Below are 13,725 nucleotides of genomic sequence, written 5' to 3' on the forward strand. Positions count from 1 at the left end.
GGAGACCTCCAGTGATCACTTCTGTGCTCGTCGCCAACCGGGGCGAGATAGCCTGCCGCGTCTTCCGCACCTGCCGCGAGCTGGGCATCCGCACGGTCGCCGTGCACTCGGACGCCGACGCACACGCGCTGCACACGCGCGTGGCCGACACGGCCGTACGACTGCCGGGGGCCGCGCCCGCCGACACCTACCTGCGCGGCGACCTGATCGTGAAGGCCGCCGTCACGGCCGGCGCGGACGCCGTGCACCCCGGCTACGGCTTCCTCTCCGAGAACGCCGGCTTCGCCCGGGCCGTCCTGGACGCGGGCCTGGTCTGGATCGGCCCGCCCCCCGACGCCATCGCGGCGATGGCGTCCAAGACCCGCGCCAAGCGGCTCATGGGACTGAAGCCCCTCACCGACGTCACCGAGGCCGACCTCCCGGTCCTGGTGAAGGCGGCGGCGGGCGGCGGCGGCCGGGGCATGCGCGTCGTACGGCACCTCGCGGACCTGGACGCCGAGTCGGCCGCCGCGCGCGCCGAGGCGGCGAGCGCCTTCGGTGACGGCGAGGTCTTCGTCGAGCCGTACGTGGAGAACGGCCGCCATGTCGAGGTGCAGATCCTCGCCGACACCCACGGCACCGTCTGGCCGCTCGGCACCCGCGACTGCTCCCTGCAGCGCCGCCACCAGAAGGTCGTCGAGGAGGCCCCCGCACCCGGACTGTCCGAGGAACTCCAGGAGGAGTTGAGCGCCCTCGCCGTACGGGCCGCCCGAGCCGTCCACTACGTGGGCGCCGGCACGGTCGAGTTCCTCGTCGCCGACGACAGGGCCCACTTCCTGGAGATGAACACCCGCCTCCAGGTCGAACACCCCGTGACGGAAGCCGTGTTCGGCCTCGACCTGGTCGCCGAACAGATCCGCGTCGCCGAGGGCCACCCCCTCGACAGCACCCCTCCACGCGCCCGTGGTCACGCCGTGGAGGCCCGCCTCTACGCCGAGGACCCGTCCCGCGACTGGTCCCCGCAGACGGGCCGCCTGGACCGCCTCGCCCTGCCCGAGGGCATCCGCCTCGACACCGGCTACACCGACGGCGACGACATCGGAGTCCACTACGACCCTCTGCTCGCCAAGGCCGTGGCCCACGCCCCCACGCGCGCGGAGGCCGTCCGCAAGCTCGCCTCCGCCCTGGAACGGGCCGTGATCCACGGCCCCGTCACCAACCGCGACCTCCTGGTCCGCTCCCTGCGCCACCCGGAGTTCACCGCGGCCCGCATGGACACCGGCTTCTACGACCGTCACCTGCCGGACCTGGCCGAGCCGTCCCCCGACCCGTACGCCCCGCTGGCCGCCGCCCTCGCCGACGCCCACGGCCGCTCCCGCTTCGGCGGCTGGCGCAACGTCCCCGCACAGCCCCAGACCAAGCGCTACGCCATGGCCGGGCAGGAACACGAGGTCCGCTACCGGCACACGCGCACGGGCCCGGAGGCGGACGGCGTCCGGGTGGTACACGCCGACGCGCACCTCGTGGTCCTGGAAGTGGACGGCGTGCAGCGCAAGTTCGAGGTGGCGGCCTACGGCGACCGGATCCACGTGAACAACACCGCCCTGACGGCCCTGCCCCGCTTCCCCGACCCGACGACCCAGCACGCCCCCGGCTCCCTCCTGGCCCCCATGCCGGGCACGGTCGTCCGCGTGGCCGACGGCGTCACGGCCGGAACACCCGTCAAGGCCGGGGACCCCCTGCTCTGGCTGGAGGCGATGAAGATGCAGCACGAGATCACGGCACCCGTCACGGGAACCGTCACTGCCTTTCATGTCGTACCAGGCCAACAGGTGGAGCCGGGCGCGCTGTTGGCCGTGGTGGCGGAGACCTCTTAGGGGCGCGGGGAACTGCGCGATCAACCACATGGAACCCGCACCCGAAAGGACACCGATGGACACCGAGGACCACAAGGCCCTACGCCAAGCCGTCTCCGCACTCGGCACCCGCCACGGCCGCACAGCCGACCCCACACAACTCTGGTCCGAAGCAGGAAAACTCGGCTACCTCGGCGTCAACCTGCCGGAGGCATACGGCGGCGGAGGCGGCGGCATCTTTGAACTCTCCATCGTCCTCGAAGAACTCGGCGCGGCCGGCTGCCCCCTGCTCATGATGATCGTGTCACCGGCGATCTGCGGCACAGTCATAGCCCGCTTCGGCACGGACGCCCAGAAACAACAGTGGCTCCCGGCCCTGGCGGACGGCACCCGTCTCATGGCCTTCGGCATCACCGAACCCGACGCCGGGTCCAACAGCCACCGCATCACCACCACGGCACGAAAAGACGGCACCGACTGGATCCTCACCGGCCGCAAGGTCTTCATCTCCGGCGTCGACCTCGCGGACGCGACCCTCATCGTCGGCCGCACGGAGGACGCCCGCACCGGCCGGCTCAAGCCCTGCCTGTTCATCGTCCCGCGCGACGCGCCCGGCTTCGCCCGCCGCCCCATCGACATGGAACTCGCCGCCGCAGAGAAGCAGTTCGAGCTGACCCTTGACGACGTACGGCTGCCCGCCGACGCGCTCGTCGGCGACGAGGACGCGGGGCTGCTCCAGCTCTTCGCCGGCCTCAACCCCGAGCGCATCATGACGGCCGCCTTCGCGATCGGCATGGGCCGCCACGCCCTCGCGAAGGCCGTCGAGTACGCCCGGGACCGACAGGTCTGGAACACCCCCATCGGCGCCCACCAGGCGATCGCTCACCCCCTGGCCCAGGCCCACATCGACCTGGAACTGGCGCGCCTGATGATGCAGAAGGCGGCCCGGCTGTACGACACCGGCGACGACCTGGGCGCCGGTGAGGCCGCCAACATGGCGAAGTACGCGGCGGGGGAGGCCTGTGTGAAGGCGGTGGACCAGGCCGTGCACACCCTCGGCGGCAACGGCCTCACCCGCGAGTTCGGCCTGGCCTCGCTGATAACGGCCTCGCGCGTGGCTCGTATCGCCCCGGTGAGCCGGGAGATGATTCTCAACTACGTCTCCCACCAGACCCTGGGCCTGCCCAAGTCGTACTGAGACGGCCCGCGCGCGAGGAGGAACCATGTTCCGCAGCGAGTACGCAGACGTCCCGCCCGTCGACCTGCCCATCCACGACGCCGTCCTGGCCCGGGCCGCGGAGTTCGGCGACCTCCCGGCGCTGATCGACGGCACCGACGGCACCACCCTCTCGTACGAGCAGGTGGACCGGTTCCACCGGCGCGTCGCCGCCGCCCTCGCCGAGGCCGGGGTGCGCAAGGGCGACGTCCTCGCCCTGCACAGCCCCAACACCATCGCCTTCCCGACCGCGTTCTACGCCGCCACGCGCGCGGGCGCCACCGTCACCACCGTGCACCCGCTCGCCACCGCCCAGGAGTTCGCCAAGCAGCTGACGGACTCGGCGGCCCGCTGGATCATCACCGTCTCACCGCTGCTGGACATCGCGCGCCGGGCCGCCGAACTCGCGGGCGGCGTACACGAGATCTTCGTGTGCGACAGCGCGACCGGCCATCGCTCCCTGATCGACATGCTGGCCTGCGCCGCCCCCGAGCCGCAGGTCGCCATCGACCCCGCGCAGGACGTGGCGGCCCTGCCGTACTCCTCCGGGACCACCGGCACACCCAAGGGCGTGATGCTCACGCACCGGCAGATCGCCACCAACCTCGCGCAGCTCGCCCCGGCGATACCCGCCGGCCCGGGCGACCGCGTCCTGGCGGTTCTGCCCTTCTTCCACATCTACGGCCTCACGGCCCTGATGAACGCGCCCCTGACGCAGGGCGCCACCGTCGTCGTCCTGCCCCGCTTCGATCTGGAGCAATTCCTCGCGGCCATCCAGAACCACCGCATCACCGCCCTGTACGTCGCCCCGCCGATCGTGCTGGCCCTCGCCAAGCACCCGGCCGTCGCGCAGTACGACCTGTCGTCGCTGAAGTACGTCATCAGCGCCGCCGCACCCCTGGACGCACGCCTGGCCGCCGCCTGCTCCGCGCGGCTGGGCCTGCCGCCCGTCGGCCAGGCCTACGGCATGACGGAACTGTCGCCCGGCACGCACGTCGTCCCGCTGGACGCGATGAGCGACGCGCCGCCCGGCACCGTCGGCAAGCTCATCGCCGGCACCGAGATGCGGATCGTCTCCCTCGACGACCCGGACAAGGACCTGCCCGCCGGTGAGTCCGGCGAGATCCTCATCCGCGGCCCCCAGGTCATGAAGGGCTACCTCGGCCGCCCCGATGCCACCGCCGCGATGATCGACCCCGACGGCTGGCTGCACACCGGCGACGTGGGGCACGTGGATGGGGGAGGCTGGCTGTTCGTCGTCGACCGCGTCAAGGAACTCATCAAGTACAAGGGCTTCCAGGTGGCCCCCGCCGAGCTGGAGGCCCTGCTGCTCACCCACCCGGGCATCGCCGACGCCGCCGTCATCGGCGTGTACGACGACGACGGCAACGAGATCCCGCACGCGTACGTGGTCCGCCGGCCGGACCGCACCGACCTGTCCGAGGCTGAGATCATGATGTACGTCGCCGAGCGCGTGGCCCCCTACAAGCGGATCCGGCACGTCACCTTCATCGACGGCGTTCCCCGGGCGGCCTCCGGCAAGATCCTCCGACGACAGCTCAGGGAGCGCGCGTGACCCTGATCGGCAGGGCACGCGCGCGTGCCGTGGAAACCCTCACCCTCGACTCGCCCCACAACCGCAACGCCCTGTCGGCGGCCCTCGTCGGCGAACTGGCCGACGCGCTCACGGACGCCGGCCAGGACAGCGGCGTTCGCGCGGTCGTCCTCACCCACACCGGCACCACCTTCAGCGCGGGCGCGGACCTCAAGGACCCGCCGCCCCCGGAGGCGCTGGTCGCCCTGCTCCGCCGGATCGTCGAGCTGCCCAAGCCGGTCGTCGCCCGGGTCACCGGCCACGTCCGCGCGGGCGGCCTCGGCCTGCTGGCCGCCTGCGACATCGCGGCCGCCGCCACCGAGGCCACCTTCGCCTTCACGGAGGTCCGCATCGGCGTCGCCCCCGCGGTCATCTCCCTGCCGCTGCTGCCGCGCACCGACCCGCGCGCCCTGCCCCGCTACTACCTCACCGGCGAACGCTTCGATGCCGCCGAGGCCACCGCGACCGGCCTGCTCACCACCCACGCCGACGACGTGGACACCGCGCTGGCCCCCATCCTGGACGGCCTGCGCAGATCCGCCCCCGATGCCCTGGCCGAGACGAAACGGCTGCTCACGGCTAGGGTGCTGGAAACCTTCGACCGGGACGCGGCCGTCCTGACCGCGCTCTCGGCCCGGCTGTTCTCCTCCCCGCAGGCCCGCGAGGGGATGACGGCCTTCCTCGAACGACGGGATCCGGCATGGGTGGTGTGAGGACATGGGCGGTGTGAGCACGGCCGACCGCGCGGAGCGAGTTCCCAAGCAGGACCGCAGCCGGGCCACCCGGCAGCGGCTCCTGGAAGCCGCCGTGTCCTGCCTGGCCGAACACGGCTGGGCGGGATCCACCGTCTCCGTCGTCGCCGAACGCGCCGGCGTCTCCCGCGGGGCCGCCCAGCACCACTTCCCGACCCGCGAGGACCTCTTCACGGCGGCCGTCGAGTACGTCGCCGAGGAACGCTCCACGGCCCTGCGCGCCCTGTTCCCCGAGGGCACGGCCGGAGACCGGCACGCGGTCGTCGCGGCCCTGGTCGACCTCTACACGGGACCGCTCTTCCGCGCGGCCCTCCACCTGTGGGTGGCCGCCTCCAACGAGGACCAGCTGCGCGCCCGCGTCACCGAGCTCGAATCCCGCGTGGGCCGCGAGACCCACCGCATAGCCGTCGACCTGCTGTCCGCCGACGAATCCGTCCCCGGTGTCCGCGAAACCGTCCAGGGCCTGCTCGACATGGCCCGCGGCCTGGGCCTCGCCAACCTCCTCACGGACGACACGGCCCGCCGGGACCGGGTGGTCGAACAGTGGGCCGGGCTGCTGGAGGGGGCGCTCGGCAGCCGCTAGGTGTGCTGTCCTGGGGACCTTGGTGACAGGCGACACGCCTTGGGGACCGAGCCGCCCGGCAGCCGTCAGGGACTGAGCCGCTCCACGCGCCAGCTCCCGTCGGCCCGCTCCACGTACCGCAACCGGTCGTGCAGCCGGTTCTCGCGGCCCTGCCAGAACTCCACCGTCTGGGGGGCCACCCGGAAACCGCCCCAGTGCGGCGGCACGGGGACCTGCTCGCCCTCGGGGTAGCGGGCGGCCAGCTCGGCGTACGCGCCGTCGATGTCGGCGCGGGTGGCGATCACCGAGGACTGGACGCTGGCCCACGCCCCGAGCTGCGATCCGTGCGGCCGGGTCCGGAAGTACGCCGCGGTCTCGTCCCGCCCGGTACGGCGCGCGATCCCGGTGACGATGACCTGCCGGGCCATCGGATGCCAGGGGAACAGCAGCGAGACGTACGGGTTCTCCGCCAGGTCACGGGCCTTGCGGGAGTCGTAGTTCGTGTAGAAGACGAAGCCCTGTTCGTCGAAGTGCTTCAGCAGCACCGTGCGGGAGCTGGGGCGGCCCTCGGCGTCGGCCGTCGAGACGATCATGGCGTTCGGCTCGAACAGCCCGCCGTCCGTCGCGGCCTGTTTGAACCAGCGCGCGAACTGCTCGACGGGGGTGGCGGCCAGCTCGTTCTCGGAGAGGCCCTCGGCCCGGTACTGCTTGCGCATCGAGGCCAGGTCGAAGGGGACGGCGTCGCGGTCGGTCACCCGGTCATCTTGCCGTACGGACGGTGTCCTTCGTCACTGCCTGGCACTGAGTGCCGTGAACCCTCCCCAACGGTGGCACTCGGGGATATCGTTTCCGTGCCGTTGCGGTTGGGTGACCGCCAGCCGCACGGGGCATCACAGGGGAGACCGGCCAGGACCGCGAGTCGCCGCACACGACCGTGGATCCTCCGGACGGCCGCCCGCTTCGCAAGCTGTCTGACACATGGTTCGTCCCACCCCACGTCACACCATCTGTCACTTCCATCACGAGGAGCCGCCTGATGTCCGACTTCGTACCCGGGCTCGAGGGAATCGTCGCGTTCGAGACGGAGATCGCCGAGCCGGACAAGGAGGGCGGCGCCCTGCGTTATCGGGGCGTCGACATCGAGGACCTCGTCGGCCACGTCTCCTTCGGCAACGTCTGGGGCCTGCTCGTCGACGGCGCCTTCAACCCCGGCCTGCCGCCCGCCGAGCCGTTCCCCATCCCTGTCCACTCCGGCGACATCCGCGTGGACGTCCAGTCCGCCCTGGCCATGCTCGCGCCCGTCTGGGGCCTCAAACCCCTCCTGGACATCGACGCCGAGCAGGCCCGCGAGGACCTGGCCCGGGCCGCCGTCACGGCCCTGTCCTACGTCGCCCAGTCGGCCCGCGGCCAGGGCCTGCCGATGGTCCCGCAGCGCGAGATCGACAAGGCCCACTCCGTCGTCGAGCGCTTCATGATCCGCTGGCGGGGCGAGCCGGACCCCAAGCACGTGGCGGCGGTGGACGCGTACTGGACGAGCGCCGCGGAACACGGCATGAACGCGTCCACGTTCACGGCGAGGGTCATCGCCTCGACGGGCGCGGACGTGGCGGCGGCCCTCTCGGGAGCGGTCGGCGCGATGTCCGGCCCCCTCCACGGCGGCGCCCCCTCCCGCGTCCTCGGCATGATCGAGGAGATCGAACGCACGGGAGACGCCGAGGGCTACGTCAGGAACGCGCTCGACAAGGGCGAACGCCTCATGGGCTTCGGCCACCGCGTCTACCGCGCCGAGGACCCGAGGGCCAGGGTCCTGCGCCGCACCGCCCGCGAGCTGGGCGCCCCCCGCTTCGAGGTCGCCGAGGCCCTGGAGAAGGCGGCCCTGGCGGAACTCCACGCCCGCCGCCCCGACCGGGTCCTGGCCACCAACGTCGAGTTCTGGGCGGCCATCGTCCTGGACTTCGCCGAGGTCCCGGCCCACATGTTCACCTCCATGTTCACCTGCGCCCGCACGGCCGGCTGGTCCGCCCACATCCTCGAACAGAAGCGCACGGGCCGCCTGGTCCGCCCCTCGGCCCGCTACACGGGCCCGGGCTCCCGCGACCCCCGCGAGATCGAGGGCTACGAGGACATCGCCCACTGACCCGTCCCGCACACGGCCTCACCCTGCTCCGGGTGGGGCCGTCCGCACGTCTCACCCCGTGAGCCGGTCCAGCTCCTCCCCGATCGCCTCCCGCACCGGGGTATGCCGCGCCCCGAGCGCATACCGCTCCGCGCTCCACATCTCCCGCGGATAGAGCCACACGGGCAGCCGCACCAGCTCCTCGGGCTCCCAGTCGTAGCGCGGCCACACATGAGCGTGCAGAAACCCGTCGGCGTTCCCGAGAATCTCCAGATTGACCCGCCGAAACCCCGACTCCACCCGCCGACAGGCCCGCTCGACGGCTTCCCCCAGCCGCTCCATGTCCCCCAGAAACGCCAGCCGCCCGCTCCGCGGCAGCTCCGACAGCCGCTCCACCGCGGGATCGTCCGTCAGCAGCACCGAATAGCCAGGCAGGAACTGCACATCGCCGATCACGGCGAACCCGGCGTCCAGCCTCCGCATCACGGCAGGGTTCTCACCCCGCAGGGCGCTGCCGATCCGGTCGTCGCGCCACTCGCCCACCACCATCGCCCCCCGAGAACGCAGACGACCCGCGAGCCTGGTCCTCCAGTGGAGGAGCCGGCCGGACGTACCGGCGACTCGCGGGTCGGGTGACTGCTGGAGATTGGGCCGGCTGCACGCTTCGCTCACGCGCTGGTCCGGCACCGCACTGTGTGTGGTGTCGGGCCGCTAGCCCGCAGCCACCTCACGCGTCCGGGATTCATACATTCTCCGGATCACCTCCCTTCGGTGTGAACCACACACTAAGAACCAATCGGCGACCCGATCAACCCCTTTTCCGAGAGGTTGACCGTGCCGCCTCGGACCGGATGGCCCACCTGTATCCGTCACCCCGTTGAAGCAGCCGCAGATTCCGGTGGGAGACGTTGATCCGGCCCGTGGGCGTAGTGAGGCTGTGCTGCCCCCTGGCCCGCACCGAGACCTGGCCTGTCCATGTTCCTGACCACTTACCGGTGGGCATGACGGCCCGCACGAGGTCTCCGGTGACGTATCCGAAATGCTGTTTGGCACGAGTCCTCAGCAGACGGGGGAACCCATGTCTGTCCGGAGTGGTACGGGCGTAAGAGCCGCGGCCAGAGGCCTTGGCCGTCAGCGCGTGGTGGGGGAACCGCACGATCTGGCCGCCGACCGCACAATCAATCGGCCCGATGCACAGGGCATCCAGGGTGTGTGTCTTGTCCAGGCCCATGCCGAGGCGGTTCGCCTTGGTCAGCCGACCGGACCAGGCGTGCACCGGTCTGCCGAGGGTGGCCAGCACAGCCGTGAGTTGCTGGCGAGTGGCATTCATGGCGGCGGCGTCATCGAGGGGCGCCCTGACCTGGGGGAGGACCATCGCAAGACAGTCGGGACGATGCGCCAGGAAGGTCTCGACCGGCTTGCTGCCTTTGGCCTTGTTGCACGGAACAAGGAAGGAGCCTGCCCGCGATCAACGAGTGGGTGTCGAAAGCGACGCTTTCCACGTGGATCTCTGTCACGGGCGCCCAGCGGCACAGTCGGTCGGCCATCGAGAAGGTGGTATCGACCCGATGACGCAGGGAGGGCGGCAGCCAGCTTGACCGGCGGGCACGGCCGCGCCGGACTGTGACGACGGCACTTCGGTGACCAAAGTGCCGAACGTGTAGCCGATCTCCCTGCTACTGCAGCGTGGCAGCCTCCGAATTGCCTAGCGTTCGCCCCATGAAGCAGCGACAGGCGATTCTCAGTGGTTCGGTGTTCGAGGAGCGGATCGGCTACGCCCGGGCCGTGGTGGACGGGGACTGGGTGCATGTGTCGGGGACGACCGGGTTCGACTACGCGGACATGACGATCTCCGACGACGTCGTGGAGCAGGCCGGGCAGTGCCTGCGGAACATAGAGGCCGCGCTGGAGAGGGCCGGGTGCTCGTTCGCGGACGTCGTGCGGGTGCGGTACCTGCTGCCGGAGCGGGAGGACTTCGAACCGTGCTGGCCGGTGCTGCGCGAGTGCTTCGGCGAGGCGCGGCCGGCCGCGACGATGATGGTGTGCGGGCTGGCGGACCCCCGGATGAAGATCGAGATCGAGGTGTACGCGCGCCGCGGGAGTGGTACTGGGGGTGTGGCGTTGATCGACTGAGTCCGTGGCGGGCCGCCCTCAAGGCGTTGACGTGGGGATCGCCGCCGTACAACGATTCCTTCAATGTTGTGGGAACTCGGTGTGCGCTGGGTCACGTTCGAGTTGAATGATTGCAAGTAGCGAACCGATGTGCCGTACGTGCGGACGCAGCCTGCAGGGGGTCCAGGTGAGTGCTTCCCGGCGTAGTGGGACCACCGACGAGCTGGGGCCGGACGAGCCCGAGCCCGAGCGGGACGGTTCGGACGGCTCGGATCTGCTCGCCGCGCTGCTGGACGGCATGGACGCGGCGCTGTGCGCCTTCGACGCCGACGGGGTCGTGACGCACTGGAACCGCGAGGCCGAGCGGATCCTGGGCTGGAGCGCGGACGAGGCCGTGGGGCGGCGGGGCCTGGCCGGGTGGGCCGTGCGCAGCGCGGACGCCGAGGAGGTCGAGGGGCGGCTGATGTCCGCCATGCACGCCCCGGGGCGCCAGGTCCACGAGTTCGCGCTGCTGACCAAGGACGGCGGGCGGGTCCTCGTACGGACGCAGTCGGCGGCCGTGCGGGGTCCGGACGGAAAGCCCGCGGGTGTGTACTGCGCCTTCAGCGAGGTGCACACGCAGATCGATCTGGAGCGGTCGATCGCCCTCAGCGAGGCGCTGTTCGAGGACGCGAGCTGGGGCGTCGTGCTCGTGGACGTCGACCTGCGGCCCGCCGTGGTGAACGCGCACGCGGCCCGGGCGCTGGGCACAGGGCGTGCGTCCGTGCTCGGGCGGCCGCTCGGGGAGCTGCTCACGCAGGGCGTGGAGGAGCTGGAGAGCGCGCTGCAGCATGTGCTGGCCCAGGGCGCGCCGCCCGCGCCCGCCGAGGTGTGGGTGACGGTGCGCACGCCCGAGGGGGAGCGGCGGCGGTGCTGGCGCAGCGGTTTCCTGCGACTGGCCTCGCCGCTCGCGGAGGAGCCGGTTCCGCTGGGTGTCGGCTGGCTGTTCCAGGACGTGACGGAGGCCAAGCAGAGCGAGCAGGAGGCGTCGCTGCTGCGGTTCCGTACGCAGCAGCTGCACCGGGCCTCGCGGGCCGCCGCCGAGTGCGAGGACCCGGCGGAGGCCGCGACGATCCACCTGGACTTCGCCCTGGCCGGGTTCGCCGACCACGGGCTGATCGACCGGGTGTCCGGCGGCCCGCTCACCGACGGAGAGTCCGAGGGGCCGGTACGGCTGGTGCGGGTCGCCGAGACGCCCTCCGGCGCGCCGGGGCCGTCCAAGCTCGCCGACCGCGCGGGCCTGCCCGTGCGGTACGCCGAGGGGCATCCGGCCCTGCAGTGCGTGGAGCGCGTCGGCGCGCTGCGGGCGAGCGCGGGCACCGTCCCGCCCGAGCAGGCCCGGGAGTGGGCCCTGGCCCGCCAGTGGCCGCCGGACGCCGTGCACGCCCTGTGCGCGGTGCTGCGCAGCCGGGGGCGGACGCTGGGTGTCGTGACGTTTCTGCGGGGCGCGGGGCGCAGCGCCTTCGAGCGGTCCGACGCGATGTACGCGGAGGACGTGGCGGTACGGATCGCCGCGGCGCTGGATCTGGCGGGGCTGTCGGACGTGGAGTGAGCGGCTGTCAGTGCCGGTAGAAGATCCGGTCCCGGTACCGCTCCATCACCCGGGCGTTCCAGTCATGTCCCCCGTCGACGTTCCCGGAGCGCAGCAGCGGCGGCTCCACGCCCCGGTCGGCGAGCGTCGCGGCCGTCGTCGCCATGACGGCCTGGAGGAGCGCCGAGGTGACGACCGTGGAGGCGGGGGCGAAGGGGGCGGGCACGGTGTCGAGGGTGAGTTCCGCGTCGCCGACCGCGATCTTCGAGTCGAGGACGAGATCGCAGTGGTCCTTGAGGTACGTCCCCGAGGAGTGCCGCGAGGTCGTCTGCGCGGCGTACGCCACCGACGTCACGCCGATGACCTTCACGCCGAGGGCGCGCGCGTGCAGGGCCATCTCCACGGGAAGGGCGTTGCGCCCCGAGAGGGAGATGATCAGCAGGGCGTCGCCTTCGCGGAGCGGGGAGCTGTCCAGGACGGCGCTCGCGAGGCCGTCGACGCGTTCCAGGGCGGAGCCGAGCGGTGCGGGCATGACGTCGACGCCGACGACACCCGGCACGGCGAGCAGGTTCATCAGGGCGAGACCGCCGGCGCGGTAGACGAGGTCCTGCGCGGGGAGTGAGGAGTGCCCGGCGCCGAAGGCGAAGAGACGGCCGCCGTTCTCGACGGTGTCGGCGAGGAGCGTCCCGGCCGCCGCGATGCGCTCGGCCTCCTCGTCGCGGACCCGCCGCAGCAGGCCGATCGCGGCGTCGAGGAACTCACCGGCCGGCGCGCGGTCGCTCATACGGGGTCCCTTCGGGCTGGGCTGGGCCGAGTGTCGCGCATCACGGTGCGGTCTGGACCAGTGCGATGTCAATACGACCGGGAAAGGCCGACAGCGCTGGGAGCGGCCCGGCCGGGCGGGACCGAGGAAGGCTGGGCGAGCCGCTGGCCCGGCGGGTGGGGCTGGGAAGGCCGGTAGAGCCGCGAGAAAGCTGGGCAGGTGGGGTCGCGATAGGCCGGGCGAGCCGCGAGCGGCCCGGTTCGGGCGGGGTCGGGACAGGCCGTCCGAGGCGTGGGAAAGCCCGGCAGGGGTGTGTGGGGGCTGCGTGTGGTTGTGGAAAGCTCCGTCGTACCCCGCCGCGGGCCCGGTTAACCTTCGCTTTCCCTCCCGCGGCACGGTTGTCGGTGGTATCCGGCAGAATTGGGTGCAGGGCCAGCGCACACGCCGGTGAGCCGTCCAGCCTCCGGCAGATCTCATTCGAGGGGCACGTATGTCCGGACTGATCGACACCACGGAGATGTATCTCCGCACCATCCTCGAGCTGGAGGAAGAGGGTGTGGTCCCCATGCGCGCCCGTATCGCCGAGCGGCTGGACCAGAGCGGGCCGACGGTCAGCCAGACCGTGGCGCGGATGGAGCGCGACGGCCTGGTGTCCGTCGCGACCGACCGGCACCTGGAGCTCACCGACGAGGGCCGCCGCCTCGCCACGCGCGTGATGCGCAAGCACCGCCTCGCCGAGTGTCTGCTCGTCGACGTGATCGGCCTGGAGTGGGAGCAGGTCCACGCCGAGGCGTGCCGCTGGGAGCACGTGATGAGCGAGGCCGTGGAGCGCCGCGTCCTGGAGCTGCTGCGGCACCCGACGGAGTCGCCGTACGGCAATCCGATCCCGGGTCTTGAGGAGCTCGGCGAGAAGGACGGCGCCGACCCGTTCCTGGACGAGGGCATGGTGTCGCTGGCCAGCCTCGACCCGGGCCCCGAGGGCAAGACGGTCGTGGTGCGCCGGATCGGCGAGCCGATCCAGACGGACGCGCAGCTGATGTACACGCTGCGGCGCGCGGGCGTGCAGCCCGGCTCGGTGGTGAGTGTGACGGAGTCGGCGGGCGGTGTGCTGGTCGGCAGCGGTGGCGAGGCGGCCGAGCTGGAGTCGGACATCGCCTCCCACGTGTTCGTCGCCAAGCCCTGAGCCCGGCCCGGATCGCGGCCCT

At 71.9% G+C, this 13,725-nt stretch carries 13 protein-coding genes; 9 read left to right on the top strand and 4 right to left on the bottom strand.

The window, feature by feature from the left end; all coding sequences use genetic code 11:
* The first annotated feature begins 11 nt into the window (after positions 1-11).
* Genes ACFZDA_RS09600 through ACFZDA_RS09620 form a run of 5 tightly spaced genes read left to right on the top strand, consistent with a single transcriptional unit; the run spans position 12 to position 5,980 of the window.
* Positions 12-1,856, top strand: a complete 1,845-nt coding sequence (locus tag ACFZDA_RS09600) for a biotin carboxylase N-terminal domain-containing protein (RefSeq protein ID WP_391077488.1) — start codon at positions 12-14, stop codon at positions 1,854-1,856.
* Positions 1,857-1,911: 55 nt separating this feature from the next.
* Positions 1,912-3,033: an acyl-CoA dehydrogenase family protein gene (locus ACFZDA_RS09605; protein WP_391077490.1), complete on the top strand. Its 1,122-nt coding sequence runs from the start codon at positions 1,912-1,914 to the stop codon at positions 3,031-3,033.
* 25 nt (positions 3,034-3,058) lie between these two features.
* Positions 3,059-4,627, top strand: coding sequence for an AMP-binding protein (locus tag ACFZDA_RS09610; RefSeq protein WP_391077492.1), 1,569 nt, complete (start codon positions 3,059-3,061; stop codon positions 4,625-4,627).
* Positions 4,624-5,358, top strand: a complete 735-nt coding sequence (locus tag ACFZDA_RS09615) for an enoyl-CoA hydratase family protein (RefSeq protein ID WP_391077494.1) — start codon at positions 4,624-4,626, stop codon at positions 5,356-5,358. Before ACFZDA_RS09610 ends, ACFZDA_RS09615 begins: the two co-directional genes overlap by 4 nt.
* Positions 5,359-5,362: 4 nt before the next feature.
* On the top strand, positions 5,363-5,980 hold the full coding sequence (locus ACFZDA_RS09620; RefSeq protein ID WP_391077497.1) for a TetR family transcriptional regulator: 618 nt from the start codon (positions 5,363-5,365) through the stop codon (positions 5,978-5,980).
* A 65-nt stretch (positions 5,981-6,045) separates the two neighbouring features.
* On the opposite strand, the gene pdxH is transcribed toward ACFZDA_RS09620, so the two are convergent.
* Complete coding sequence (gene pdxH, locus ACFZDA_RS09625) at positions 6,046-6,714, bottom strand: pyridoxamine 5'-phosphate oxidase (RefSeq protein ID WP_391077499.1); 669 nt, start codon at positions 6,712-6,714, stop codon at positions 6,046-6,048.
* A 281-nt stretch (positions 6,715-6,995) separates the two neighbouring features.
* Between pdxH and ACFZDA_RS09630 the strand changes: the two genes are divergently transcribed.
* Positions 6,996-8,096 (top strand): citrate synthase, encoded by a 1,101-nt coding sequence (locus ACFZDA_RS09630; RefSeq protein ID WP_391077502.1) that lies wholly within the window; start codon positions 6,996-6,998, stop codon positions 8,094-8,096.
* 51 nt (positions 8,097-8,147) lie between these two features.
* Here the strand turns inward: ACFZDA_RS09630 and ACFZDA_RS09635 are convergent, their stop codons facing one another.
* On the bottom strand, positions 8,148-8,624 hold the full coding sequence (locus ACFZDA_RS09635; RefSeq protein WP_391077505.1) for a diadenosine tetraphosphate hydrolase: 477 nt from the start codon (positions 8,622-8,624) through the stop codon (positions 8,148-8,150).
* Between the two features lie 791 nt (positions 8,625-9,415).
* Positions 9,416-9,664, bottom strand: a complete 249-nt coding sequence (locus tag ACFZDA_RS09640; protein ID WP_391078548.1) for an RRXRR domain-containing protein — start codon at positions 9,662-9,664, stop codon at positions 9,416-9,418.
* 130 nt (positions 9,665-9,794) lie between these two features.
* Here ACFZDA_RS09640 and ACFZDA_RS09645 point away from each other — a divergent pair, with 130 nt between their 5' ends.
* Together ACFZDA_RS09645 and ACFZDA_RS09650 are read left to right on the top strand one after the other, a co-directional pair.
* The gene (locus ACFZDA_RS09645; protein ID WP_391077507.1) at positions 9,795-10,208 is read left to right on the top strand and encodes a Rid family hydrolase; all 414 of its coding nucleotides are present in this window, start codon (positions 9,795-9,797) and stop codon (positions 10,206-10,208) included.
* A 166-nt stretch (positions 10,209-10,374) separates the two neighbouring features.
* On the top strand, positions 10,375-11,778 hold the full coding sequence (locus ACFZDA_RS09650; protein ID WP_391077509.1) for a PAS domain-containing protein: 1,404 nt from the start codon (positions 10,375-10,377) through the stop codon (positions 11,776-11,778).
* 7 nt (positions 11,779-11,785) lie between these two features.
* Here the strand turns inward: ACFZDA_RS09650 and ACFZDA_RS09655 are convergent, their stop codons facing one another.
* Positions 11,786-12,541 (bottom strand): sugar isomerase domain-containing protein, encoded by a 756-nt coding sequence (locus ACFZDA_RS09655; RefSeq protein ID WP_391077512.1) that lies wholly within the window; start codon positions 12,539-12,541, stop codon positions 11,786-11,788.
* Positions 12,542-13,010: 469 nt separating this feature from the next.
* Between ACFZDA_RS09655 and ACFZDA_RS09660 the strand changes: the two genes are divergently transcribed.
* Complete coding sequence (locus tag ACFZDA_RS09660) at positions 13,011-13,703, top strand: metal-dependent transcriptional regulator (RefSeq protein ID WP_086562108.1); 693 nt, start codon at positions 13,011-13,013, stop codon at positions 13,701-13,703.
* Positions 13,704-13,725 lie beyond the last annotated feature (22 nt).

The sequence above is a fragment of the Streptomyces sp. NPDC007991 genome, assembly GCF_042958445.1.
Lineage (GTDB): Bacteria > Actinomycetota > Actinomycetes > Streptomycetales > Streptomycetaceae > Streptomyces.

Bases quoted from the DNA above. Each gene is read 5' to 3' on its own strand.
- ACFZDA_RS09605 (WP_391077490.1), top strand. From the start codon at position 1,912: ATGGACACCGAGGACCACAAGGCCCTACGCCAAGCCGTCTCCGCACTC.
- ACFZDA_RS09610 (WP_391077492.1), top strand. From the start codon at position 3,059: ATGTTCCGCAGCGAGTACGCAGACGTCCCGCCCGTCGACCTGCCCATC.
- ACFZDA_RS09620 (WP_391077497.1), top strand. From the start codon at position 5,363: ATGGGCGGTGTGAGCACGGCCGACCGCGCGGAGCGAGTTCCCAAGCAG.
- ACFZDA_RS09630 (WP_391077502.1), top strand. From the start codon at position 6,996: ATGTCCGACTTCGTACCCGGGCTCGAGGGAATCGTCGCGTTCGAGACG.
- ACFZDA_RS09635 (WP_391077505.1), bottom strand. From the start codon at position 8,624: ATGGTGGTGGGCGAGTGGCGCGACGACCGGATCGGCAGCGCCCTGCGG.
- ACFZDA_RS09645 (WP_391077507.1), top strand. From the start codon at position 9,795: ATGAAGCAGCGACAGGCGATTCTCAGTGGTTCGGTGTTCGAGGAGCGG.
- ACFZDA_RS09655 (WP_391077512.1), bottom strand. From the start codon at position 12,541: ATGAGCGACCGCGCGCCGGCCGGTGAGTTCCTCGACGCCGCGATCGGC.
- ACFZDA_RS09660 (WP_086562108.1), top strand. From the start codon at position 13,011: ATGTCCGGACTGATCGACACCACGGAGATGTATCTCCGCACCATCCTC.